Here is a 24,386-nt window from a genome sequence, read left to right on the forward strand (position 1 = left end):
CCAGCCAAAACGATAACTTATGGATTTATCTAAATATCAAACTCTATATTTTTCATTCTCCATAAAGCTTAAAATCTGAGGTTAGGTTAAATGTTTAACATATAACACGCTTTTTGCTTTAGGTAAAGTTACTCATGTAAATTTAAGTACAATGTCATTTTTTTCAAGTGATGGTCAGTAATTTAGTCTCGAATCTGAAAATTACCAACTTCAGAAGCTTCGGAACGTCTGTTCTGAGAGCATTTACTAGATTTGAGCTAGCTTGGACTGCGATCGCAATCTGATTCTTTTAAAATTTAGTTTAAAAAAATACTTTTATCATAACAAAAAATACGTAAGTATTTGATGAGGTTTATTTAAACAATTATGTAAATCTTACCAAAATAACAACATTTTTTGCAACATAGGCAACAAAGCATTTTTTACGCATTTACAATATTTAAGTACTATTTAATACAATAAATGCCCATTAACACTTAAAAAATTACAATTAGCCCAGAAAATAAGTAAAATTACTCAGTTTAATTGACTAGATTCTTAGTAATTTAGTATACAAGATCCATGCAAGGGTTATTTTGGCTAGACACAATTATGCAGCAAAGCTAAATAGCAAAATCTTTAATAGTTATATAACTGTTTAACTATTAAAGATTTAAAGTTTTAAGCATACAGTAACTATCTAAAACTATATACTGTAGATCAAATATAATCCGCTGTTTATTAACCACACCTTTAAGTTTAGCGATCGCTTTATCATATGGCAAAGCTAGCGAAAGCAACAACGGCTTGGCTATAGAGATAGAGACTTCAAATGACTCTGTTTAGGAGCTAATATCTGACAGTTCGGGTTTAATTTGCCAAAATAGGTTCTACCCGAATTCATAAAGTAAATCTTAAGTCTGTAAACTGGCTTAATAGAGCTTAATGCACTACTTAAAGCCGCAGACTTTGACTTGGGAATGGCGGAAAATGTTAATAATTTATTTTGATTTAGAGGTGTGTGACCCACCAGAGAAAAACTTTATTTTTAATTTATAAATGACCTATAGGACAACAGATTTGATATTATTACATTCTCTTATGTAACAAGTTATTAAAATAATGATGAGAAAAAAATAGAGTCATGCCAATATTTCCTAAGGAACATATACGATCAAAAATTGCAAATATACTTTTCCGGGTTTATGCTGAATATTGGTTAGATACTGATTACACCTAAAATAAAAATTGAAAATAGAATTCAGAATTAATCAAGTCAGAATTTCGGTCTAAATCTTCCCAATCCTGATTTTTGAGTACTGATTTCAATTTTCATGCTTGACAGTGTACGCAGTTCATAAAAATATGACTACTTAGATAATTAGGGAAAAGTCAGGCAATGAAATACAAAAATGCGGTTTTAGATGATATAGAACTTCAAGAAGGTTTAAAACAAATCAATCCCAAGTTTGGCGACTTTGTGACTAGGGTAGCAGGTGAAGCTTGGGGTTTACCACTAATAGACCAAAAAACTAAAGCTCTGATTACGATCGCTATTGATGCAGTCAATCAGGATCAGGTTGGCCCGGGTAATCCTTTTGGTGCACATGTAAATATGGCACTTAAGCAAGGCGCAACCCGCGAGGAGATTGAAGAATTGCTATTGTTTGTGTGCGTTTACGCAGGCTTCAATAAGGTAGCTGGCTGCTTTGGCGTACTGAACGAAATACTAGATACACCATCCTAAAAAAAATAATTGGGATTTTCCGAAATCAGTAAATACCGAGATGTAGTCCCAGAAAGTGGCTGTGATGGAGATATGCAGAGATTAAAGAGATACATCTTTAAACTCGCCTAGATAAAGCATCGTATTTTCCTCATTCATTAAGGGAAAGACCAAATACGAAGGGAGCAAGAGCAAGATTGTCAGAAGGTGAGGAGTCAGGAAGTAGCGATCGAAGTGCCTTCATAGGATACTCCAAACACTCTCTGATAGGCTTTTAGATTCAGGATCGAAGAAAATTTGGTTTTTATTCAGATCCGAATGCGATCGCCAATAGTTGCTCGCTTCCTAAACGAGAAAAATCTCTTGATATTGATGATGGTGATAGCTGTCGTAGCCAGTTTGAGGCACTTTCATCAGAGAATTTGGGGTTTTCGCCGAAGCATTTTTTGTAACCTTCTACTAACGTAGAGATTACAACCCAAGACCTTAATTTTCCCTAAAGTTGAGCTTTTTTGTTACCTAGGGTGACATAAGTAGAGTGTGACATCAAGAGAGTTTAACCATAGTGTGGACAAAGGACAGCAAGCATGGTTTCAACAATCAACAAGGCGACAAGCGTTGATTATTCAGGACGAGATCGTAAAGGAAAAGTAGCCTTCTACGTACTCCTGTGGAAACGCCAAGGAATCTCTTTAGAGATTTTCGATAACTACTGGAGAGACGTACACGGGCCAGTCTGCGCTAGGCTACCAGGACAATATCAATACTGGCAGTTTCACGTAGCCCACAACGAAGGTGGTTTGTGGCCAGAAATCGCTGGCTTGGATTACAGATGGGATGCAGAAGATAACTTTGATGGGATTGCAGAGTTAACCTTTGAAAGTGAAAGCGATCGCAATACCTGGTTCAAAGCTTCAGCTATTTTGATGGATGACGAACACAATTTGTTCCGCAAAGCCATCGGTTACAACACTAACCCTGGTAATTCCATCACCTATGTAGACCGCATTCCCACTGGCGATCCCAACGGCGAAGTCGGAGCCATCAAATTTCACGTTTTGGTGAAAAAAGCTAATGGTACTAGTAACGAAGCGTTCCGCCGTTATCTGAGCGAGACATTTGCTCCCAAAGTCAGTAGTAGCGATGCCGTACTGAAGCTACGTCTGCACCTATTTGAAGAAGTCGACAATTCTCGTCCCGATGCGGCTGGGGTGAGTCATTACGAACCAGAAGCCAAGCAATATCAAGCGGCTTTTGAAATTGCTTTCGCCAATCATTTGGAAAGAGAGAAGTTTTTCGCCTCTTGGGAGTATGCAGCTGCAACTCAAGATGCGGCTAGATATATCAAACAAATTCAGCCATTTCCCGAAAGAACGGCTTACACATTTGTATACAACTCTCAGATGACCTTAGCAGGTCAACGTAGTTCCTCGGTAGCAGAACTGATTACAGAAATTGGCGCAGTAAATCAACTTAAGGAGGATATAGAATCTCTCATGCTCAATTACAATCTCTTCACCCCACAAACCAACGGTCATACTTCTGCGGCGCAAGCAACCCAAAGCAAGCCACAGCCAACGAAAAAGCGCACCAATTATTACGAAGGTTTGTCGGCGGACTATTCTCGTCCCGGACTTGTTAGCTCTTATGTAGCTAAGAAACTGATCGAGGATGCAGAAAGAATTGTGTCCATGAAAGAATCAAGATTGCCCGAAATTGGCCCTAACTATACCCTCGAACAAATTGAAAGAGAAAACAGAGAGTGGTGGCCTACTCATTGTGAGGCGTTGAGACAAGGAAGAGGCGATATCTTAACTGGAGAATATCGTGATGACCTAGTTTATCTATGTCAAGACGGCCCCTATCGCGGCTTAGAACAGCAAAAAGAAAGAGAAAAACATTGGTGGGCATTAATTGCGCAACCAGGCGTTACTATGTGCTGGCCAATTGTGATGTTTTATGGCGAGCATACTTACTTCGAGTGGAAGTGTGTGGACGACGAAACCAACGAAACTTTGGCTAAAGGTAATGTGACATGGGTACGTCGCGGTCATCGTGGTGCTTGCTATCTGAAAACCGAGCAACTAACTTTCTACCGTGATGTCTATGCTCCTAGCGAACTAATTCAATTGATCACTACCGCGTGAGATGAAACTGGAGTTAGCAGTTAAAAATGCCGTCCTCGATGATCCAGAACTGCAAAAGAATTTAAAACAAATCAATCCCAAATTTGGTGATTTTGTAATTCGGGTAGCAGGTGAAGCTTGGGGTTTACCACTAATTGACCAAAAAACTAAGGCTCTGATTACCATCGCTATTGATGTTGTTAATCAGGATCATAGAGGCCCGGGAAACCCCTTCGCCGCCCATGTAAATATGGCTCTCAAACAGGGAGCCACCCGCGATGAAATTGAAGAACTGCTGCTGTTCTTATGCGTTTATGCGGGCTTTAATAAGGTTGCGCCTTGCTTCGCCGCCCTGAATCAGATTTTTGACAAAGTCAATTACATACCAAGGACAGCAGCAATGGTTTCAGCGCTTGAAAAATCAAACCAAGCTGATTATTCAGCGAGGGATCGTAAAGGAAAAGTAGCTTTTTATGTACTCCTGTGGAAACGGGAGTCCATTTCCCTGGAGCTTTTTGATAATTATTGGAAAGATGTACACGGGCCAGTCTGCGCCAGACTACCAGGACAATATCAATACTGGCAGTTTCACGTAGCGCACAACGAAGGCGGTTTGTGGCCAGAAATCGCTGGTTTGGATTACAGATGGGATGCAGAAGATAACTTCGATGGGATTGCAGAGTTAACCTTTGAAAGTGAAAGCGATCGCAATACCTGGTTCAAAGCTTCAGCTATTTTGATGGATGACGAACACAATTTGTTCCGCAAAGCCATCGGTTACAACACTAACCCTGGTAATTCCATCACCTATGTAGACCGCATTCCCACTGGCGATCCCAACGGCGAAGTCGGAGCCATCAAATTTCACGTTTTGGTGAAAAAAGCTAATGGTACTAGTAACGAAGCGTTCCGCCGTTATCTGAGCGAGACATTTGCTCCCAAAGTCAGTAGTAGCGATGCCGTACTGAAGCTACGTCTGCACCTATTTGAAGAAGTCGACAATTCTCGTCCCGATGCGGCTGGGGTGAGTCATTACGAACCAGAAGCCAAGCAATATCAAGCGGCTTTTGAAATTGCTTTCGCCAATCATTTGGAAAGAGAGAAGTTTTTCGCCTCTTGGGAGTATGCAGCTGCAACTCAAGATGCGGCTAGATATATCAAACAAATTCAACCATTTCCCGAAAGAACGGCTTACACCTTTGTATACAACTCTCAGATCACCTTAGCTGGTCAACGCAGTTCCAAGGTAGCGTCGCTTATCCAAAGTGTAGGAGCCACTAATCAATTAAAAGAGGACATAGTATCTCTGATGAACGGACAAGTAGCGTCGCTTAACAACAATGTAGGAGCTATAAATCAACAAAAAGAGGACTTAGTATCTCTTATGTCCAATCCAGTCAACGGTAGCTCTAGCAGTTTAGGTCATTATCTCCAAGGTTTGCAACACGTCGGCATAACCGTTAATGATATGTCCAAAGCCCTAGAATTTTACATTGACGTGTTGGGTGGAAAAATAGCAATTGGTGGGGATGGATTTGTTGGCGAAGACTTGCACAATCTCCTCTTCCAAAAAGAAGAATTGGAAGCATGGAAGCAAGGTCTTAATCCCAAAACAATCGGTGTCCCAAATATTAGAGATGGCTCGCAAGAAGCCTTGGATGTCAGATTTATTTCCTTTGGTAACACCTGCGTTGAACTCATCCATTTTAGAGATGCTAAGTTAAACTCGCAAGCACCAAATTGTATTGGTAAGATACCTTCAGGTATTGGTTATGTCAACGCACCACACCTGTCTTTTTATGTAAAAGATGATGTAGATATCAATGACTTCGCCAAGATGTTAGAAGATGAATGTCAAAAGCGAGGTCTGACTAACGTTGTTGCTAACCGAATTATTCATATTGATTCGGAAACTGCTAGAAGAAATGCGCCTCTAAAGTATGCCAAGGTAGACTTTATTGCCGATTTTGATGGTTGGTCTTTATTCTACTGTAAAGGCCCAAATGGTGAACAGTTAGAATTTAACCAAGTTAGAAGGAAAGCTAAAGAAAGATTTAGCATTGCCCAAAGAGAATATAACCAAGCTAACGGCACAAACTACTGGTTTTACAATAATTCTGCACCCACAACTTCAGCCATCAGTGCTAATACAAACCACCGCCTATATGGAACATATAGTTCTACTATCAATGCTCCAGTAGAGAAGATTTGGCAAGTTTGGACAGATCAAGCTTTTACTGATAAGTTTCCGATTTTAGAACGGTATAGCGATGGAGTTCTACGCCAAGTCAAAATGCCCGGCATGGAGATGACGCAAAGAGTTTCTATCGATCGCCAAGCGGGAAGTCTGACAATTAATCTTGTAGACCATCCTCTATTTACAGGTCGGTTTATCAATTACCTGTTTCCACCTCAAGAACCTGGCGCTTTACCAATAGTAACTTTCATCATTGATTTACAACCTGTCAGTGAAAGTGCGCTACAGCATAAAGATGCACAAGGGTTTATTGAAACCGCTAAACCAGAAAATATCCGTCTGGCTGTCGAACAACTAAAGCAAAGTGTAGAGAATCTTACAAATAAGGAGGACAAAACTATGACTCAGTCAATCAGCCGTCCTGGAACCAAATCGGAAATAGTCAGACGGATGTTTGAAGCAGGCGAATCGATGAATGTAGAAAACTTTGTGAAGTTCTACACCGAAGATGCTCACTACCAATTTAGTAACTTCCCAGTTGCTTATGGCCCGCAAGGAATTAGAGAAAGTTCAACTGACTTCTTGAACACAGTTGCTCAATGTTACCACCACATCAAAAATATGTGGGAACAGGGGGACACAGTAATCTGTGAAATGGAAGTTACTTATATCCGTCATGATGGTAAAGTTTTCCGACTGCCTTGTTGTGACACTATCATTTTCAAGGGTGATAAAGTCCAAGAACTGAGAATTTACATGGACATTAGTCCAGTATTCCAAACAGAAAAAGTTCAACCCCCAGCTGCAAAAGCTACTGCTTCTAACGGTTCCTTGCTCACAATTATTGGCAAAATGTACGAAGCGTTGCACGCTGAAAATTGGGATGAATTTATGAGCTTCTTCACACCTAACTTGTTATACAAAGTGGGTGCTAACGACCCAGTAATTGGCCCAGAAGCTTGTCGAGACTTTTTAGTTAATATCTACAAAGTGCTGAAACTGACAACCCATAATGCTAGAGGCACATGGGAAATCGGTAACACTGTGATTCTGGAAATGGATGCGAATTATGTCAACAAAGTTGACAAGCGCTTTATTCAAGTTCCTTGTACAGATATCTATCGCTTTGACGGCGATCGCATCTACGAATGGCGCGTATATCCAGATCCTTCCCAGTTGAATCTGAAATTTTAAAATATCTTTGAATTAGCCAATTCTGACTATTTCAGCAGAGGTGAGTTGAATTTAATATCTGATAAACTCCCTCTGCTATTACTCAGAAAATTACAACAACAAATAACTGGTAACACCTCATGACAAAAGAAATTAAAGGCAAAATAGGTGTACTTATTGAAGAACATTTTGATGCTACAGAATTTCGGCGCTTCAATGAGTACTTCCCCGAACAAGGTTATGAAGTAGAATATATTTCGCATTTATGGGGTAATAAAGAATTACACTTTGGTTCTAATCCCGAAAATGACCAAATAGAATTTCATGTCACTGTCACCACCGAAGTTAATGATATTGACCCAGCTGATTATAAAGGGATCATTTGCATCGGAGCCTATGCAATGGATCGCCTGAGATATCAAGTAAATGTTAAAAAAGGTCAAAAAAATCAAGCTCCAGCAGTTGCTTTCTTGAGAAAAGCAATGGCAACAGATAATGTGAAACTAGGGACAATTTGCCATAGTTTGTGGCTTTTCTGTGCCGATCCAGATTTACTCAAAGGTAGAAAAGTAACCTGTGCCCATAACATTATTTGTGATGTGGAAAATGCCGGAGCAGACGTTGTTTATGACAATGATGTCACTGCCGATTTAGTTATAGATGGCAATTTAATTACAGGCAAGCATCCGGGTGTGGTAGACGAATTCATGGCAGAATTTGTCAAAGAAATTGAGAAAGCTAGCGCTCGTAACCAGGAAGTTGTTCAGCCTGTCTGAGGATGAAAAGCAAAGCGGTTGTGTTAGTACACAACCGGATGCAAAATTAATCCCCAGACATAAGTTGCGATCGACTCTTACCTAGTAAATCTAAGGCAACTGCGATCGCACAAGCAGCCGCAACCAATGCAGTTAAAACCACAGGAGCTAGACTTTTACCAAAAATCCCCAGGCAGAAAACAAACGCTCCTGCACCTAGGCGATAAGCACTCAAAATCTTACCTTGTCGTTGTTTTTCCAGAATACAAGTTGTCAAATTAACTACCGCTAAAGTTACTAAACACAGTGTCACCGCACCGCAAAAAAGTAAACGTTCGTTGTCTGGTAAGACATCAACTGCACTTTTGAAAATCAGATGTTCAACTCCTACCCCAGTTGCTGCTAAACCCATAGCCAGGAGTAGGTGAGAATAAAGCCAAGTGAGAAAGATATTGATTCTACCTTCTTTCATGGTCTCTAATGGTGAGCCATCGATGCTATCGAAGTAAAGCCACCAGAAGCTAAAAGCAACGATCATGCCTAACAAAGCAACTGTAGTAGATGAAATAATCCATTCCTTTTGTGCTACACCCCTCACCACAGCAGCAACAGACTCACCTAAAACGATCATGGTAAAAAGCCCTAGTCGTTCTGGCATATGCGCAATATCTGGTGTGATTTGAGTAGCAAAACGACCTGTACCCAAGGGTGCCAAAAATTCTACAATTAGCCCAACTGCCCAGAGTAGAAACCGCCAAGGTGCTGGTACAAACAGGGAGATTAACCAAAAACTAGCACCAAGAGTAAAGCCCAATAGATAGCGATTGAGTAGGGGACGAGCTATTGGAACATGATATTTGGCAATTAGGAATTGCACAATCAGGACGCTGCGAGCACCGATGTAAGTAATTGCGAAACTGACAGCAGATGAGCTTAAACCATGATGGACATTCACAGCTAAAGCCGCAATCAGGATCATTTGCAGGAGGGTTAATAAGCGATCGCCTAAATCATCAGTATCAAACAAATTGGCGTAAAAAGTTGCTCCTAACCAACAAGACCAAATTGGTGTAAACAGGGCAATAAAACTCAAAACGCCTACCACAGAAACATCTTTGCTGAGATTGTGAGCTAATTCTGCGATCGCTACCACAAATATCAGATCGTAAAACAACTCCAGCCAGGTAGCACGTCTTTCTTCTCCCCGATCTTCGCCAATTCGTAATCTTGGCGGCTGCCATAATTTTTTGTTCATCAGAACGGTAAAATCAACTACTCATGGAAAACTATTTTACGAGTTTCCAGAAGTACCAAAGATATAAATTTTCCGTTCGCAATTAATTTTGGTTAGTTTCTCAGCTAGTTTGCATAATTTATCGAAATTCAGGCGTATATATTATGTAGAGATATTAAGTAACTTTACCTTCAGCACTTTTACCAAGCTATCCTGAGTTTTTGCTACACAACCAAACAAAAACCATGTAGAATGTCTGTTGTCTTCAGCCAGTGCAATTCCAAGAGTTTAACTTGATATTGCTGAGTAGATAGACAGCTAGAGTGCGTAAAGCGATATCTTCGCCCATTATTAAAAAGTTACGTCGGTTAATTTAAAATTGTCCTCAAAAATATCGAGGATAGCAGTGTTAGATATTCATGACTTCAAGCACTATTACAAACAATTACTCCGACGTTTCCATCAGTAACAAACCTGCGACATTAAACTAAAGGGCTACATCAGTCGAGTTTTAGATTTAGCAACAATATCTACCCTTTTATTTCTGTAACAGTAAAGATGAACAAAATCAGCTTCTCTTTCTCAGACACAATCACTGGTTACGTCACTGACTTTAACTCTAGCGATAAGTCTTTTGGCATTAAAACCTCAGATGAACGGGAATATAGAGCATATCTCACCCCGACTGTTTATGCCAGAATCGCGCAAAACCTAGAAGAGCCTTATAGAGATTGCACTGGTCAAATTGAACAACTCCTAGTACCCGGTCAGCACGTATTTGCCTACGGTATTTTTTATCCTCAGGGAAATGACCATAAATTTGAAGTCAAGTCCTTAGTATTCCCTAACGATAAACCAGGTGTCTATCGCCACGAAGAACCAGACTGGTGGATCAAACAAATTCGTTCGATAGCTGATAGTTACCTGAGATGGCAATTCAACTATCCCGATCGCGAAATTGATTATCACGAATACCGCACGTATCTACACTTGGCCGGCGGTAAAAAGCGCGACGACTTTTTGCAAGAAACTGATACCATTTCGCGTCTGGTTTATGGTTTCGCTTCCGCGTTTTTATTAACAGGCGAAGACCGCTTCCTAGAAGCAGCCGAAAGAGGGACAGAGTACCTGCGCGAACATATGCGCTTCTACGATCCCGATGAAAACCTCATCTATTGGTATCACGGCATTAAAGTTAGCGGACGCCGCGAACAAAAGCTACTCACCTCCGAGTTTAGTGACGACTACGACGCAATTCCCGCCTACGAACAGATTTACGCCCTAGCTGGCCCCATTCAAACCTATAGAATTACAGGCGATCCCCGCATTCTCAAAGATGCGGAAATGACCGTCGATCTCTTCGATAAATTCTTCCTCGATAAAGAAGGCGGCGGCTATTTCTCCCATATTGACCCGATTACCCTCGATCCTCGTGCCGAATCTCTAGGTCGGAACCGCGCCCGCAAAAACTGGAACTCTGTAGGCGACCATGCGCCTGCTTACCTGATCAATTTATGGTTAGCAACAGGCGAGAAGAAATACGCCGACTTCCTAGAATATACCTTTGACACGATCGCCAAATATTTCCCAGACTACGACGACAGCCCCTTTGTCCAAGAGAAGTTTTTTGAAGACTGGAGCAAAGACCAAACATGGGGTTGGCAGCAAAACCGCGCCGTTGTAGGTCATAACTTGAAAATTGCTTGGAACTTGATGCGGATGAATTCCCTCAAGTCCAAAGACGAGTACGTACAATTAGCTGAGAAAATCGCCTATTTAATGCCCAAAGTTGGTAGCGACCAACAAAGAGGCGGCTGGTATGACGTAGTTGAACGCGTTCTCGGTGAAGGTGAAGAACAACATCGCTTTGTTTGGCACGATCGCAAAGCTTGGTGGCAACAAGAGCAAGCCATCCTCGCCTACCTGATCCTCCACGGGATCTTAGATAAGTCAGAATACAAGCGTCAAGCCCACGAAGCCGCAGCCTTCTACAATGCCTTCTTCTTGGATCATGATGACGGTGCAGTTTACTTCAACGTTCTCGCCAATGGCTTACCCTACCTGTTGGGTAACGAACGCTTCAAAGGCTCTCACTCCATGAGTGCCTACCACTCAACAGAACTGTGCTACTTGGCAGTAGTCTATACTAATCTGCTAATTACTAAGCAACCACTAGACCTCTACTTCAAGCCCCAACCAGGTGCATTTAAGGACAACATCCTGCGGGTGCAGCCAGATATTTTGCCTCCTGGTAGCATCAAGATTGGTGCTTGTTGGATCGATGACGAACCATACACCGATTTTGACGCCAACGGCTTGACTGTGAAACTACCAGAAACAAAAGCGCAAGTCAAAGTCAAAGTTACAATTGTCCCTAATGCGTAGTCTGCGGGAAGTAATTAATTATGGAGATTATTATCAAGACACTGCAAGTAACTGCGATCGCTACTGCAAACGGCGATGCACCTCCAGCAGTACATGAAGAAGTCACTGTTGTAGAACTAGATGGCGATGTCGATGGCAAAACTGCACCTGAGGTGCAAGCACAAGTTTTACCTTTGGTTCACCCAAAAAGTAAATTGCTGCTGGATTTAACCAATGTGCCCTATATGTCCAGTGCTGGCTTACGCACATTGCTATTGCTACATCGGCAGTTTGCTGGTCAAGATGGACAGCTGGTATTGGTAGGAGTTGCCCCAGAAATTCAAGATACGATGTCGATTACTGGGTTTCTCAATTTCTTTAGCATCAGCGACACCGTAGAAGCGGGCTTAGAAGCTCTCCAACTCAAGGTTCACGCTCTACCTGCTTAATCCACAAAGAGGGAGGTTGAGTGAAAACTTAACTCCCTCTTTTAAGGGCTAAAACACATCTAAGGTCGTCCTTTGTCATTAGTCATTAGTCATTTGTAAATACAAACGACTCATGACAGAGGACAAATGACAACTCACTACCAGAGAACAATGGAGCGCATCGACGTTAATCCCACCCATACCTACGGCGACTTTAAGCTGCGTCGGGGTAAACCTTTCCCTTTTGGAGCTACGTTGGTTCCAGGAGGTGTGAACTTTTCCATCTTTTCCAGTCACGCCAAATCCTGTTCTTTAGTGCTGTTTAAGAAACATCAGCCCGAACCGTTTGCAGAAATTCCTTTTCCCGAAGAGTTTCGGATTGGGAATGTTTTTTGCATGGTGGTTTTTGATTTGGATTATGAGGAAATCGAATATGGCTATCGCATGGATGGCCCATTCGATCCGAAGGCTGGACACTGGTTTGACAAGAGCAAAATTCTCTTAGACCCCTATGCCAAAATTATTGGCGGACGGGATGTTTGGGGAGTCACACCCGATTGGAGTGATATTTATCATCATCGCGCCCGGATTGCCTTTGATGACTTTGACTGGGAATCCGAGCGACCGCTGGAATTGCCGCCAGAAGACTTGATTATTTACGAAATGCACGTTCGCAGCTTTACCCGCCATTCATCATCAGGGGTAAAGCATCCCGGAACTTTTGCAGCAATTCGGGAGAAAATCCCCTACCTCAAAGAGTTAGGTGTGAACTGCATCGAACTCATGCCTGTATACGAGTTTGACGAGTTTGAAAATTCTCGACCCAATCCCCAGACAGGGGAAATGTTGCTGAACTACTGGGGCTACAGCACTGTTGGTTTCTTCGCACCCAAGGCGGGATATGCAGCCACAGGCAAGTTTGGGATGCAGGTTGATGAATTGAAAGCGCTAGTCAAAGACCTCCATGCCAATGGCATTGAAGTTATTTTAGATGTGGTCTTCAACCATACTGCGGAAGGTAACGAACACGGGCCGACAATTTCTTTCCGTGGTATTGACAATAAGACATACTACATGCTTACCCCTGAAGGTTACTACTTTAACTTCAGTGGTTGCGGCAATACGCTTAATTGTAATAACCCAATTGTGCGTAATATTGTGCTGGATTGTCTGCGCTACTGGGCAGCAGAGTATCACATCGACGGCTTTAGATTTGACTTAGCATCGATTCTCGGTCGCGATCCTTGGGGCGCACCGCTAGCAAATCCACCGTTGTTGGAAACTTTGGCTTTTGACCCAATTCTTGCTAGATGTAAATTGATTGCGGAAGCTTGGGATGCGGGCGGTTTATACCAAGTAGGATCTTTCCCAGCTTTTGGTCGCTGGGCTGAGTGGAATGGTAAGTACCGCGATGGCATTCGCAAGTTCCTGAAAGGCGAGGGGCGCGTCGGAGATATGGCGCAAAGACTGCAAGGTTCGCCAGATCTGTATGCTTGGGCGGGAAGGGCACCTGCGACTTCGATTAATTTTATTACTGCCCATGATGGTTTTACCTTAGCTGACTTGGTTTCCTATAACGGCAAGCATAACGAAGCCAACGGGGAAAACAACAACGACGGCACCAACGATAACGATAGTTGGAACTGTGGTGCAGAAGGTTGGACAGAAGATGCGGGGATCAATGCCTTACGTCAACGGCAGATGAAAAATGCGATCGCCATGTTGCTAGTTAGCCAAGGCGTACCGATGATTCTCATGGGGGATGAAGTTGGCAGAAGTCAGAACGGTAACAACAACACCTACTGTCATGACAACGAACTCAGCTGGTTGAATTGGGATTTACTCAAGTCAAACGCCGACCTCTTCAACTTTACCAAGCACTGCATCGCTTTCCGCAACGCACATCCGGTATTGAGAAACCACTGGCACTTCCAAAACCGTGACTACGTAGGCAGCGGCTATGCTGATATTACCTGGCACGGTACTCAAGCATGGAATGCAGACTGGTCTGACTCTAGCCGTACCCTAGCTTTTATGCTTTGTGGCAAACACGCTAAAGGTGGCACAGTCGAAGATAACTATATCTACGTTGCCATGAATATGCACTGGGAAGCTCAATGGTTTGAAATTCCCCAACCACCAGCGGGTATCAAGTGGCATATCTTTGCGAATACTGGCGCGAACCCAGCAGAAGCTAGCTGGGAACCAGGGAAAGAACCCGTACTAGAAAATCAGCACGGAATTTTACTAGGCGATCGCTCAGTTGTGATTCTCGTAGGCAAATAAATCTTTGTTTTTTGTCAATCAAAAATGGCGAAAGACCAATCAAAAACCAAAATCTAACAAAAAAGGAGATTCAAAATATGGCTTTTAGTGCAACTCTGGCAATTGACGGCGATACCGCTAAAATTACTTTAACTGGCGAACTAGATGCGAGTTCTGCGCCCATTTTCCGAGTCGAAGTGGAGAATGCAGCTAAAGCCGGAGTTAAGCGTCTAGTGTTGTTCATCCAAGACCTGGAATATATCGCCAGTGCTGGGCTGCGAGTACTAATTTTCGCCAAGCAAAAGATGGGCGCTGATGCTGATATTTATGTAGTCGGCGGACAAGAACAAGTATTAGAAACTCTTGAGAAAACAGGTTTCAGCCAAAGCGTAATTTTACAAGATGAGTACGAAGTTGCCTAGTTCCTAAAAATTGGAGGATTAGGAATAAGTATGAAGTATGAAGGCTAAACAATTTTAGCCTTTAGCTTTTCTTATATTTAAGTACTTATTCCAGCCAAATATAGCCTTCATAAATTGCTTGTGAGAAATTACAAATGAATAAGGATAAATGACAGCTTTAACAAAAAATCTCACAATACAAATAGGATGGCTATAGAAAACGACTCCTATTATCTACCGCGACAAAAAATATATGGATACTCATAAACAATTAAGGGAACAACCTTATTACGAAGAACTGGAGTCGTTACGTCAAGAAGTAGCAGCACTTAGAGCTGCACAAGCTGCTTTTGAGGCTCAAAGAGAACTACTGGCAAAGGTAGTAGCAATGGCACGTTCTCCAGAACAGGAGGAAATGCTAAAAATTACCTTAGAGGAAGCATTACACGTATGTTGCAAACTTACAGGAGCAGAAACAGGCAGTTTATTTTTACTTGATAGCCAGGGAGTAGTTACTGATAGTATTCTCACCCAGAAGACCACAGCACAAGATACTCGCTCTCGATTAATTGGTAGCGTTTTAGACAAGGGTTTGGCAGGTTGGGTAAATCGTCACCGCCAAATTGGACTAATTGCCGATACGATTAACGACGATCGCTGGTTGCAGCTGCCTAATCAGCCTTATACTGTACGCTCTGCATTAGCCATCCCAATTCTCAAAGATGAAGTTTTGCTAGGCATTCTCACTTTGCTACATACTGAACCTAATCGCTTTAGCTGGGAAATAGCCAATTTGATGCAAAAAACGGCTAATGAGATCGCGTTAGTCTTAGAAAATGCAGAGATATATGGAAAATTAGAGGAATCCTACCATTTTCTGGATCAAGCCAAACAAGAGATCGAGGCTTATTCAAAAGCACTTGACTATGAATTAGAAAAAGGGAGACAGATTCAGAGAGATTTTCTCCCAGAAGATTTACCAAAACTTCCTGATTGGGAGATTGCGGCTTGTTTTTACCCAGCTCGCCAAGTTGCAGGCGATTTTTATGACTCTTTTATGCTTCCTGGGGGTTATGTCGGGCTAGTCATTGCCGATGTGTGCGACAAAGGTGTAGGCGCAGCATTGTTTATGGCTTTGTTCCGCAGTCTGATTCGCATCTTCTCTGGACAGAGTCTTTTGTGCAATTTAGCAATTCTTGGCGATGAGGAAGTACTGGCAGGCTTGAACGATCTCGATCTGAACAATCACGAGGCACAAATTCATGCCCTCAAAGCTGTAGGGCTGATCAATAACTATATTGCGCAACAGCACGCTCAGATGAGTATGTTTGCGACCCTGTTCTTTGGAGTACTAGACCCTAACACAGGTATCGTAGACTACGTAAATGGCGGTCACGAACCATTGTTTGTTATCGGTTCCGAAGGTGTGAAAGCAACTCTCAAACCCACAGGGCCAGCAGTGGGAATGATGCCCAATATGAAATTTAAAGTTCAGCAGGTACAACTCGATCCTGGCGACATCTTAATTGGCTATACGGATGGTGTCACAGAAGCCCGCGCACCAGATAATAAGTTATACACTAGCGAGCGACTGCTCTCTCTTTTCCAACCGCCGCCAGCCTCAGCTAGCCAACTTCTAGAGTGGATCAAGACCAACTTGTTTGCCTACATGGATAATGCTCCTCAGTTTGACGATATTACCATGCTGGCTGTGCAGCGATTAGGAAATAATCAGTGAGTAATTTACTGATTCCTTTTACTTATTGAGTAGAAATTATTACTGGTATTGACGAGATATTTTATGGAAGCTTTAACGGTCGCGGGAACGCTCGACTCTTTGAGCGAAATTGCACAATACGTCATGGCATCAGCAGTAGCAGCAGGCTTAGATAAAAAAACCTCTTATAGACTGCGGCTGGCAGTAGACGAAATTGCAACTAACATCATTGTACATGGTTATGAGGAAGCAGGCCGCGAGGGTCAAGTAGTTTGTCAAGCGACACTTGCAGATGAGTCTTTAACAATTACTCTTGAGGACACAGGCGAACAATACGACCCCACCAAGCAAGCCCTTCCAGACGATATGGATTTGCCTATGGAGCAACGCCGGATTGGTGGACTTGGTGTTTACTTGACTATTCAAGGTGTTGACAGGTTTACCTACGAGAGAGTCGGAAACCGCAATCGCAATATATTTGTTGTGAATCGGATTTCTTCTACTGCTAGTGAAACAGTACCTTCTAAATAATGCTCATCAAAAATATCCCATCGCTCTTTTTGGGCTGACATATCATTTCATCCTTGGTAGCGATCGCTTGCGAACCATTTTATCTTGCTATCGCGTAAAGCGTTGCCATGCCTTGCGGTTCGTGGCTGTACTTTCCACTGTGCCAAGGCTGATATGTCTCGTTATACAAACAGAGGCTGTTGGGATTTTTGATGACAAATTGCATCATCTGTCGATGCGGTTCGCTGCGGAAGAACTGTTTAAGATCCTGTTCGGAACGCCAGTAACTTACCATGATTACTTCGTTGATTCCGCAAATACCAGCTTTCACCTGCACGCAGCCTTGAGATTGAATTGTTGCATTCTTGATCCACCGCATATTTTTCCACATCCAGAAAAACCCCGCGCGATCGCGTGCCAAAAAGCCGTTAACAAAAACAACCGCCTCTGGATGTTCTGGCAGATCGATTTGATAACTCGAATAATTCATAATATTTGCCTTCTTGAGATACTTTTTAGCCAGCAAGCTCTACATACTCAATAAACTTATTATTCAAATTTTTGAATATAATAATTAGTGTATATTCAACTTGTTGAATATGTCAATTCATAGCCCATGTCTCTTACCTATGCCATTCTGTCGGTTTTGGTCAGCGCCCCCAATAGCGGCTATGACCTTGCCAAGCGCTTCAATCCTTCAGTAGAAGGTTCGGTTGGTTTTTTCTGGAGTGCCAGTTTCCAACAGATTTATCGAGAACTGAACCGCTTAGAAGAAAAGCAGTGGCTGCAAGCCGAATCCGTGCAGCAAGAGAATCGACCTGACAAACGAATTTATGCAGTGACAGCATTGGGTAAACAGCAGTTGTGTCAGTGGATTGTTGAGTCAGAAGAGATGGCACCAATCAAGGATGATTTGCTGGTGAAACTTTATGCTGGACATTTAGTGTCAGGCGAAACACTGGTGGCAAAACTAGAAGCCCATCGTCAGCAACATCAGCAGCGATTAGCGATTTACCGAGAAATTCAGAGCCAACACTTCCAGAAGCAGCAAGCATTATCAGAAGCCCTCAAGTTTCGGTACATGACGTTGCTGCGCGGAATTCACTACGAAACAGGTTGGTTGGCTTGGTGTGATGAAATCATGCCATTGTTGAAATAGGCGCATCATCTTGTGGGGCAGCAATTTCCAGGAGGCTCTATGGCAAATGTTGACTATTATTTCCTATTGAAGCTTTTCTCGGCTTTGGGTTGCGGACTGATGGCTGGAGTATTTTTCGCCTTCTCGTCTTTTGTAATGAACGCCCTTGGCAGACTGCAAGCGACGCAGGGTATTAGTGCCATGCAATCGATCAATATCACGGTAATCAATCCATTGTTCATGCTGGCGTTCTTAGGAACGGCTGCGGCTTGTGTCTTTGTTTTAGTTTCCTCGCTGTTAAAGTGGTATCAACCCGGTGCTGCCTACCTGCTCGTTGCCAGCCTGCTCTATCTCCTGGGCACGTTTGGCGTGACAATCCTGTTTAATGTACCGTTGAACGATGCATTGGCAAAGGTCGATCCCAGCAGTACTGACGGTGCGAATCTATGGGTCAACTACCTTGCTAACTGGACGATGTGGAATCACGTTCGGACAGTAGCAGCACTTTTAGCAGCAGCAGCATTCACGATCGCACTCTCTAATCGAGCAGCGTAACCTGTGGTTTCACGATCGTTTCAGCAAGCATCAAAGCTACAAAAATTTTATACACTGCTTTTTCCGCAGCCCATAAAAGCGATCGCTCTGCTTTCTAGCCCCTCCTTACAGAAATCGATATGATAGAAAAGTAGATAAAACTTAAAAAATATTCATCAAATGCTGATTCACTCCTCTGGCTTGTCCAAGGTCAAAGACTCAGTAACAGAAAAAATTTTCTTCGGTCATGAACCTAATGCCGAGTTAATCGCAATTCTTACCGTCTACTTTGTCCAAGGCATCTTAGGGTTGGCGCGTTTAGCCGTCAGCTTTTTTTTGAAAGATGAACTGTTGCTAAGTCCGACACAGGTATCGGCGCTATTGGGCGTAGTCGCCTTACCCTGGATTATCAAGCCAGTATTTGGCTTTATCTCAGATGGCTTGCCTATATTTGGCTATCGCAGGCGTCCATACCTCATTTTATCGGGAATTTTAGGAACCGTCTCTTGGCTGAGTCTGGCAACAATAGTTCATACTACCTGGGCAGCTACGATTGCGATCGCACTGGGGTCACTCTCAGTTGCAGTTAGCGATGTCATCGTTGATTCCCTAGTAGTCGAAAGGGCAAGAGCAGAATCTCAAGCAGACGCAGGTTCGCTACAATCTATTTGCTGGGGTGCTTCCGCTTTTGGAGGTTTGCTGACAGCTTATTTAAGTGGGTGGTTGCTAGAACATTTTTCTACACATACTGTATTTGCAATTACCGCAGTTTTTCCCCTGTTAGTTTCATCTGTTGCTTGGTTAATTGCCGAGTCTCCTGTTAATCGAGATCCTCAAAATCCTCATCAAAACAACTTAAATAGCATCAAGCATCAACTGGGACAACTCCGCCAAGCCGTTACCCAAAAAGCAATCTGGCTACCAACAGCATTTGTTTTTATTTGGCAAGCTACCCCAACTGCTGATGCAGCTTTTTTCTTCTTCACAACTAACGAATTGCACTTTGCACCAGAATTTTTGGGACGCGTGCGCCTAGTAACAAATCTGGCTTCTTTAGTTGGTATTTGGATTTTCCAGCGTTATCTCAAAACTTTACCTTTTCGCGTCATCTTTGGTTGGAGTACAGTTCTTTCTGCAACTTTAGGGATGACAATGCTGCTACTTGTTACTCACACTAACCGCACTTTGGGTATAGATGACCATTGGTTTAGTTTGGGTGATAGCTTGATTCTCACTGTCATGGGCCAAATTGCCTATATGCCAGTACTGGTATTAGCAGCCAGAATCTGCCCTCCGGGAGTGGAAGCGACATTATTTGCTTTGTTAATGTCGGTATCTAACTTAGCAGGAATGGTTTCCTATGAATTTGGGGCGATCGTTATGCATTGGCTGGGAATCACTGAAACTAACTTTGAATTGCTGTGGCTTTTAGTGATCTTTACCAACCTCAGCACATTATTACCACTGCCATTTCTTAGCTGGCTACCAGCGGCGGAAGAGCAAACTCAGATTTCATCATTGCAACCAGTCTCAGCAAGTACTAGTGAGCCATTTGTGCCTGAATTGATCTCAGAAATTGAGGCTACAAGTAATCACATCCAAAGTCGTTAATAAAAAATTATTTTGCCCAAAGACAAGGAAACGGCGATGATTTCGCGGTCAGGACTTTAGTGCTTTATTTTTCACGAACTGAAGCCTTTACTAAGTCGAGATTTCTTTTGTGTCTTTGCGCAAGATAACAAAAGGATATAAAAAATATGCAGAGTTCAAAAATTACAGAAAGCGCAATTTTAGAAAAATCTTACAGTCGCACTGACTGGCAAGGAGGATATGAATCTCAATATCAAGAATTTGATTATTGGATTGATGATATAGAAGGTCAAATTCCTCCAGAACTCCAAGGTACGCTGTTTAGAAACGGCCCTGGTTTACTAGATATCAATGGTCAACGCATTCATCACCCCTTTGATGGCGATGGCATGATTAGCCGCATCAGCTTTGTTAATGGTCGCGCTCATTTTCGCAATCGCTTTGTCCGCACTGAAGGCTATGTAGCAGAACAAAAAGCCGGAAAAATTCTTTATCGTGGTGTATTTGGCACACAAAAACCAGGTGGTTGGTTAGCTAATCTTTTTGACTTCAAAATTAAAAATATTGCTAACACCAACGTCATCTACTGGGGTAATAAACTATTGGCACTTTGGGAAGCGGCTGAACCCCATCTTCTCGACCCTTACACTTTAGAAACCTTGGGAAGAGAATATTTCAACGGTGTTTTATCTCCAGGTGAAGCTTTTAGCGCCCACCCCCGCCTTGACCCCAGTTGCAATCAAGATAATGGCGCACCTTGCTTGGTCAACTTTTCGATTCAGCCAGGACTTTCTACCAAAATTACGATTTTTGAATTAAATTCAGCAGGTCAAATTATTAGAAAGCGCGCCCATAGCGTTCCGGGTTTCTGTTTTATTCACGATTTTGTCATTACTCCCAATTACTGCATTTTCTTTCAGAATCCTGTCACCTTCAATCCCATACCTTTAGCTTTGGGAATTCGTGCCGCCGGAGAATGTATCAAGTTTGACTCAAAGCAGCCAACTCGACTGATAGTTATCCCCCGCAATCCCAAGGCTGGAAAAGCAGACATGAAGATTCTGGAAACTCAATCGGGTTTTGTCTTTCATCATGTTAATGCTTTTGAAGTGAGAGATGAAATTATCATTGACTCGATTTGCTACGAATCTTTACCAGAAGTTGAACCGGAAAGCGATTTTCGCCAAGTTAATTTCGAGGCTGGTTCGCCAGGACAACTCTGGCGGTTTACTCTCAACCTCACGGATGGAACAGTAAAAAAAGAGTTAATTGAAAGTCGTTGTTGTGAGTTTCCTAGCATTCATCCTAATAATGTGGGACGCCCATATCGTTACTTGTATATAGGTGCGACTCATGCAGAGACGGGGAATGCTCCCTTGCAATCAATTTTGAAAATTGATTTAGATTCAGGAGAAAGACAACTATGGAGTGCTGCACCTTGTGGTTTTATGGGCGAACCGATTTTTGTTCCCCGTCCAGGTTCAGAAAAGGAAGATGACGGTTGGGTGCTGGCTTTGGTTTATGATGCGGCTTACCATCGCTCGGATGTAGTAATTTTGGATGCTAGCGATCTAAATAAAGGAGCGATCGCGCGTTTGCATCTCAAGCATCACATACCTTATGGTTTGCATGGTAGCTTTACGCCTGAGGTATTCGCGCCCAATTAATCGGGATTAGTAAATTTTGATAAAAGCGATCGCTATAAATGAACACAGAATAATCTGTGTTCATTTTTCATATAATGCATAAAAGCGAAATTAAATTGTAACAAAAACTACAAAAACTCTAATTTTCTTTAAAAGAAAGGATAAGCTAGGCATATATATATATCCGGTTCGCAAAGATACCGCGATTAGGAGTAAATTTTATGGTTGCAACACCTGTAATGCCGCTGGAACCTGCAAGTCCAGCGCATATTTGTCCTTTCGATCAAGCTTGTAGCTATCTAGAAGCGGCAGCAAAAGAATTAAAATTAGATCAAGGAATCTTAGAAATTCTCAGCCACCCACGCAAAGTTGTTACAGTTTCTATTCCTGTAAGACTGGATAATGGGGAAATACGGGTATTCGCAGGGCATCGGGTACAACACTCGGATATTTTAGGCCCCTATAAAGGAGGAACTCGTTACCATCCGGCTGTAACACTGCGAGAAGTTTCTGCCCTAGCAATGCTGATGACTTGGAAATGTGCGCTGTTAGGTATTCCTTATGGTGGTGCAAAGGGTGGTATTGCTATAGATCCAAAGTATTACAGCGTTGGTGAATTAGAGCGAATTACCCGCCGTTACACCAGCGAATTAATTAAAGATATTGGCCCATCAGTAGACATTCCCGCACCAGATGTCGGTACTTCCGCCCGTGAAATGGCGTGGATGATGGACACTTATTCAGTTAACGTTGGCCATGCTGTACCAGGGGTTGTGACTGGTAAACCGATTTCAGTTGGTGGTTCCAGAGGAAGGGAAATGGCAACTGGTCGTGGGACAATGATTATTGTCCGGGAAGCCTTGGCGGATGAAGGTAAATCCCTGGTGGGTGTGCGCATAGCCATTCAAGGTTTCGGAAATGTGGGTATGGCTGCTGCTGAATTGCTACAGGAAGCAGGTGCAATCATCATTGCTGTCTCCACCAGTGCTGGGGGGATATATTCCGAAACTGGTTTAGATATTCCTGCATTGAAAGCTTACGCTGCTAGAAATCACAGAAGTGTTGTCGGTTTCCCACAAACCGTAGCAATTAGCAATGCAGACTTGCTGACTTTACCCTGCGATGTTTTGATTCCAGCAGCTTTGGAAAACCAAATTACCGAAGAGAATGTGAATCAAATACAAGCGCATATTGTTGCAGAAGCAGCTAACGGCCCGGTAACACTGCAAGCTAGCGAATCACTAGAGGCACGGGGTGTAGTAGTACTACCAGATATTTTGGCGAACGCTGGTGGTGTTGTAGTTAGTTATTTGGAATGGGTACAAGGACTTTCTTATTTATTCTGGGATGAAGATCGAGTTAACCGCGAAATGGAACATTTGATGGTGCAAGCTTACCGTCAAGTAATTGAACATTCAAGGAAAAGGCAAATGACTCTGCGTTTAGCAGCTTACACGCTGGGAGTGGGAAGAGTTGCGCAAGCACTGAGCGATCGCGGTCTTTATCCATAATTTTTATACTAATCTAATTTTAGAGGCGGATGATTTATCTGCCTCTTTTTTTTGGCGATCGCTAAATTAATACCTAAAAATCAATCAGTTAAATTCTCTAACTTACTTACCGTTATCAACTTTTCTTTAGATTTGATAAACTCAAATTAATCTAGACAATAAAAGATATATGTCTTTAAAAATGACAATTAACTACCCCGCAACATTACCTGATGCTGTTGGCAAAACTAGAGAACAATTTGAAGAAGAATCTAAATGGGCAATGGCAGTTAAGTTATATGAAATGAAACGTCTTTCATCTGGTATGGCTGCGGCATTAGTAGGCGTTGACAGGGTAACTTTTATCCTCAAACTTAAAGACTACGAAGTTTCCTTGATTGACCTAAGTGAAGAAGAATTATTATCAGATCTAGAAAATGCCTAGTCCTAACCAAATAGTGATTAACACTTCTCCCTTAATTGCTATCGTTGCTGCTTTAGGTGATTTGAAGATTTTACAGTCTCTCTATCTAGATGTTCTTGTTCCTTTTGAAGTCTCACAAGAAATACTCATTGGTGGTTCTACAGGCTTGGCTGTCAATGAATTTCAATCGGCATCGTGGTTACAAAAGCAAAGTTCGCCTTTAAACATTTCTCCCTTTCTATTTAATTCCTTAGATTTGGGAGAAGCATCAGTTATTCAATTAGCATTAAACGAAAATATTTCAACTGTTTGTATTGATGAAGCTGTGGGTAGAAGAATAGCTAGATTAAGCGGTCTGTCAGTGACAGGTTCAATTGGGATTTTATTACGTGCTAAACGTGAAGGTTATCCTCTATCTATTAAAACAGCTATTCAAGAAATGCTAAATCATAATATTCGCTTAAGTCAAACAGTTATTGATTTTGCACTTAAAGAAGCTGGAGAAAGTTTATAACGTAATAATACTAAATTATGTGTAGAACTAATGGCGCAAAAGCTTTAATTTTGACCATAGCGATCGCCTAGCATTCTATATCCCTATGGGGAGTTAAACTCTGCATAAAGTCTACATCAAAAGAGGTAAAGGCAGAATTAAGTTTGCGTAGATGCGAATTCTCTTCACCATTGCT

19 protein-coding genes are annotated in these 24,386 nt (G+C 42.3%); 17 read left to right on the top strand and 2 right to left on the bottom strand.

The features are described from left to right. Positions 1-1,378: 1,378 nt before the first annotated feature. The 4 genes from AACU33_RS32450 (at position 1,379) to AACU33_RS32465 (ending at position 7,977) form a co-directional block, all read left to right on the top strand. A complete protein-coding gene (locus AACU33_RS32450; RefSeq protein WP_096594380.1) occupies positions 1,379-1,726 on the top strand; it encodes a carboxymuconolactone decarboxylase family protein in 348 nt (115 codons plus the stop codon). A 566-nt stretch (positions 1,727-2,292) separates the two neighbouring features. After that, positions 2,293-3,852 carry an EthD domain-containing protein gene (locus tag AACU33_RS32455; RefSeq protein WP_096594381.1) on the top strand — a complete coding sequence of 520 codons (1,560 nt, stop codon included), beginning with the start codon at positions 2,293-2,295 and terminating at the stop codon, positions 3,850-3,852. A gap of 1 nt (position 3,853) precedes the next feature. Then, complete coding sequence (locus AACU33_RS32460) at positions 3,854-7,222, top strand: nuclear transport factor 2 family protein (RefSeq protein WP_096594382.1); 3,369 nt, start codon at positions 3,854-3,856, stop codon at positions 7,220-7,222. 119 nt (positions 7,223-7,341) lie between these two features. After that, the gene (locus AACU33_RS32465; protein ID WP_096594383.1) at positions 7,342-7,977 is read left to right on the top strand and encodes a DJ-1/PfpI family protein; all 636 of its coding nucleotides are present in this window, start codon (positions 7,342-7,344) and stop codon (positions 7,975-7,977) included. 46 nt (positions 7,978-8,023) lie between these two features. Here AACU33_RS32465 and AACU33_RS32470 read toward each other — a convergent pair whose 3' ends face one another. Beyond that, a complete protein-coding gene (locus AACU33_RS32470; protein ID WP_096594384.1) occupies positions 8,024-9,211 on the bottom strand; it encodes a low temperature requirement protein A in 1,188 nt (395 codons plus the stop codon). A gap of 537 nt (positions 9,212-9,748) precedes the next feature. Between AACU33_RS32470 and AACU33_RS32475 the strand changes: the two genes are divergently transcribed. From AACU33_RS32475 to AACU33_RS32500, 6 genes are all read left to right on the top strand, one after another. After that, positions 9,749-11,575, top strand: a complete 1,827-nt coding sequence (locus AACU33_RS32475; protein WP_096594385.1) for an AGE family epimerase/isomerase — start codon at positions 9,749-9,751, stop codon at positions 11,573-11,575. Between the two features lie 20 nt (positions 11,576-11,595). After that, entirely contained in the window at positions 11,596-12,003 is a 408-nt protein-coding gene (locus tag AACU33_RS32480; protein ID WP_096594386.1) for an anti-sigma factor antagonist, read from the top strand. A 126-nt stretch (positions 12,004-12,129) separates the two neighbouring features. After that, positions 12,130-14,268, top strand: a complete 2,139-nt coding sequence (gene glgX / locus AACU33_RS32485; RefSeq protein ID WP_339376414.1) for a glycogen debranching protein GlgX — start codon at positions 12,130-12,132, stop codon at positions 14,266-14,268. A gap of 77 nt (positions 14,269-14,345) precedes the next feature. Further along, entirely contained in the window at positions 14,346-14,669 is a 324-nt protein-coding gene (locus AACU33_RS32490; protein WP_096594388.1) for an STAS domain-containing protein, read from the top strand. Positions 14,670-14,901: 232 nt separating this feature from the next. Beyond that, the gene (locus tag AACU33_RS32495; RefSeq protein ID WP_096594389.1) at positions 14,902-16,386 is read left to right on the top strand and encodes a PP2C family protein-serine/threonine phosphatase; all 1,485 of its coding nucleotides are present in this window, start codon (positions 14,902-14,904) and stop codon (positions 16,384-16,386) included. A 63-nt stretch (positions 16,387-16,449) separates the two neighbouring features. Continuing rightward, entirely contained in the window at positions 16,450-16,896 is a 447-nt protein-coding gene (locus tag AACU33_RS32500) for an ATP-binding protein (protein ID WP_096594390.1), read from the top strand. A gap of 79 nt (positions 16,897-16,975) precedes the next feature. Here AACU33_RS32500 and AACU33_RS32505 read toward each other — a convergent pair whose 3' ends face one another. Next, on the bottom strand, positions 16,976-17,365 hold the full coding sequence (locus AACU33_RS32505) for a monooxygenase family protein (RefSeq protein WP_096594391.1): 390 nt from the start codon (positions 17,363-17,365) through the stop codon (positions 16,976-16,978). Positions 17,366-17,491: 126 nt separating this feature from the next. On the opposite strand from AACU33_RS32505, the gene AACU33_RS32510 reads away from it, so the two are divergent. From AACU33_RS32510 to AACU33_RS32540, 7 genes are all read left to right on the top strand, one after another. Then, positions 17,492-18,034: a PadR family transcriptional regulator gene (locus tag AACU33_RS32510; RefSeq protein WP_096594392.1), complete on the top strand. Its 543-nt coding sequence runs from the start codon at positions 17,492-17,494 to the stop codon at positions 18,032-18,034. Positions 18,035-18,073: 39 nt separating this feature from the next. Next, entirely contained in the window at positions 18,074-18,568 is a 495-nt protein-coding gene (locus tag AACU33_RS32515) for an anthrone oxygenase family protein (protein WP_096594393.1), read from the top strand. A 159-nt stretch (positions 18,569-18,727) separates the two neighbouring features. Beyond that, positions 18,728-20,158: a folate/biopterin family MFS transporter gene (locus tag AACU33_RS32520; protein ID WP_096594394.1), complete on the top strand. Its 1,431-nt coding sequence runs from the start codon at positions 18,728-18,730 to the stop codon at positions 20,156-20,158. Positions 20,159-20,304: 146 nt separating this feature from the next. Then, entirely contained in the window at positions 20,305-21,804 is a 1,500-nt protein-coding gene (locus AACU33_RS32525; RefSeq protein WP_096594395.1) for a carotenoid oxygenase family protein, read from the top strand. A 200-nt stretch (positions 21,805-22,004) separates the two neighbouring features. Then, positions 22,005-23,294: a Glu/Leu/Phe/Val family dehydrogenase gene (locus AACU33_RS32530; protein ID WP_096594396.1), complete on the top strand. Its 1,290-nt coding sequence runs from the start codon at positions 22,005-22,007 to the stop codon at positions 23,292-23,294. Between the two features lie 169 nt (positions 23,295-23,463). Further along, positions 23,464-23,718 (top strand): UPF0175 family protein, encoded by a 255-nt coding sequence (locus tag AACU33_RS32535; RefSeq protein WP_096594397.1) that lies wholly within the window; start codon positions 23,464-23,466, stop codon positions 23,716-23,718. Then, positions 23,711-24,211, top strand: coding sequence for a DUF3368 domain-containing protein (locus tag AACU33_RS32540; protein WP_096594398.1), 501 nt, complete (start codon positions 23,711-23,713; stop codon positions 24,209-24,211). The genes AACU33_RS32535 and AACU33_RS32540 overlap by 8 nt, the downstream gene beginning before the upstream one ends. Positions 24,212-24,386 lie beyond the last annotated feature (175 nt).

The organism is Calothrix sp. NIES-2098 (genome assembly GCF_963875125.1).
In the GTDB taxonomy this organism is placed as follows: domain Bacteria; phylum Cyanobacteriota; class Cyanobacteriia; order Cyanobacteriales; family Nostocaceae; genus Aulosira.

What these genes read in the sequence shown, in the direction of transcription:
- AACU33_RS32450 (WP_096594380.1), top strand. Translation starts at nt 1,379, where the DNA reads ATGAAATACAAAAATGCGGTTTTAGATGATATAGAACTTCAAGAAGGT.
- AACU33_RS32455 (WP_096594381.1), top strand. Translation starts at nt 2,293, where the DNA reads ATGGTTTCAACAATCAACAAGGCGACAAGCGTTGATTATTCAGGACGA.
- AACU33_RS32460 (WP_096594382.1), top strand. Translation starts at nt 3,854, where the DNA reads ATGAAACTGGAGTTAGCAGTTAAAAATGCCGTCCTCGATGATCCAGAA.
- AACU33_RS32465 (WP_096594383.1), top strand. Translation starts at nt 7,342, where the DNA reads ATGACAAAAGAAATTAAAGGCAAAATAGGTGTACTTATTGAAGAACAT.
- AACU33_RS32470 (WP_096594384.1), bottom strand. Translation starts at nt 9,211, where the DNA reads ATGAACAAAAAATTATGGCAGCCGCCAAGATTACGAATTGGCGAAGAT.
- AACU33_RS32475 (WP_096594385.1), top strand. Translation starts at nt 9,749, where the DNA reads ATGAACAAAATCAGCTTCTCTTTCTCAGACACAATCACTGGTTACGTC.
- AACU33_RS32480 (WP_096594386.1), top strand. Translation starts at nt 11,596, where the DNA reads ATGGAGATTATTATCAAGACACTGCAAGTAACTGCGATCGCTACTGCA.
- glgX (WP_339376414.1), top strand. Translation starts at nt 12,130, where the DNA reads ATGACAACTCACTACCAGAGAACAATGGAGCGCATCGACGTTAATCCC.
- AACU33_RS32490 (WP_096594388.1), top strand. Translation starts at nt 14,346, where the DNA reads ATGGCTTTTAGTGCAACTCTGGCAATTGACGGCGATACCGCTAAAATT.
- AACU33_RS32495 (WP_096594389.1), top strand. Translation starts at nt 14,902, where the DNA reads ATGGATACTCATAAACAATTAAGGGAACAACCTTATTACGAAGAACTG.
- AACU33_RS32500 (WP_096594390.1), top strand. Translation starts at nt 16,450, where the DNA reads ATGGAAGCTTTAACGGTCGCGGGAACGCTCGACTCTTTGAGCGAAATT.
- AACU33_RS32505 (WP_096594391.1), bottom strand. Translation starts at nt 17,365, where the DNA reads ATGAATTATTCGAGTTATCAAATCGATCTGCCAGAACATCCAGAGGCG.
- AACU33_RS32510 (WP_096594392.1), top strand. Translation starts at nt 17,492, where the DNA reads ATGTCTCTTACCTATGCCATTCTGTCGGTTTTGGTCAGCGCCCCCAAT.
- AACU33_RS32515 (WP_096594393.1), top strand. Translation starts at nt 18,074, where the DNA reads ATGGCAAATGTTGACTATTATTTCCTATTGAAGCTTTTCTCGGCTTTG.
- AACU33_RS32520 (WP_096594394.1), top strand. Translation starts at nt 18,728, where the DNA reads ATGCTGATTCACTCCTCTGGCTTGTCCAAGGTCAAAGACTCAGTAACA.
- AACU33_RS32525 (WP_096594395.1), top strand. Translation starts at nt 20,305, where the DNA reads ATGCAGAGTTCAAAAATTACAGAAAGCGCAATTTTAGAAAAATCTTAC.
- AACU33_RS32530 (WP_096594396.1), top strand. Translation starts at nt 22,005, where the DNA reads ATGGTTGCAACACCTGTAATGCCGCTGGAACCTGCAAGTCCAGCGCAT.
- AACU33_RS32535 (WP_096594397.1), top strand. Translation starts at nt 23,464, where the DNA reads ATGTCTTTAAAAATGACAATTAACTACCCCGCAACATTACCTGATGCT.
- AACU33_RS32540 (WP_096594398.1), top strand. Translation starts at nt 23,711, where the DNA reads ATGCCTAGTCCTAACCAAATAGTGATTAACACTTCTCCCTTAATTGCT.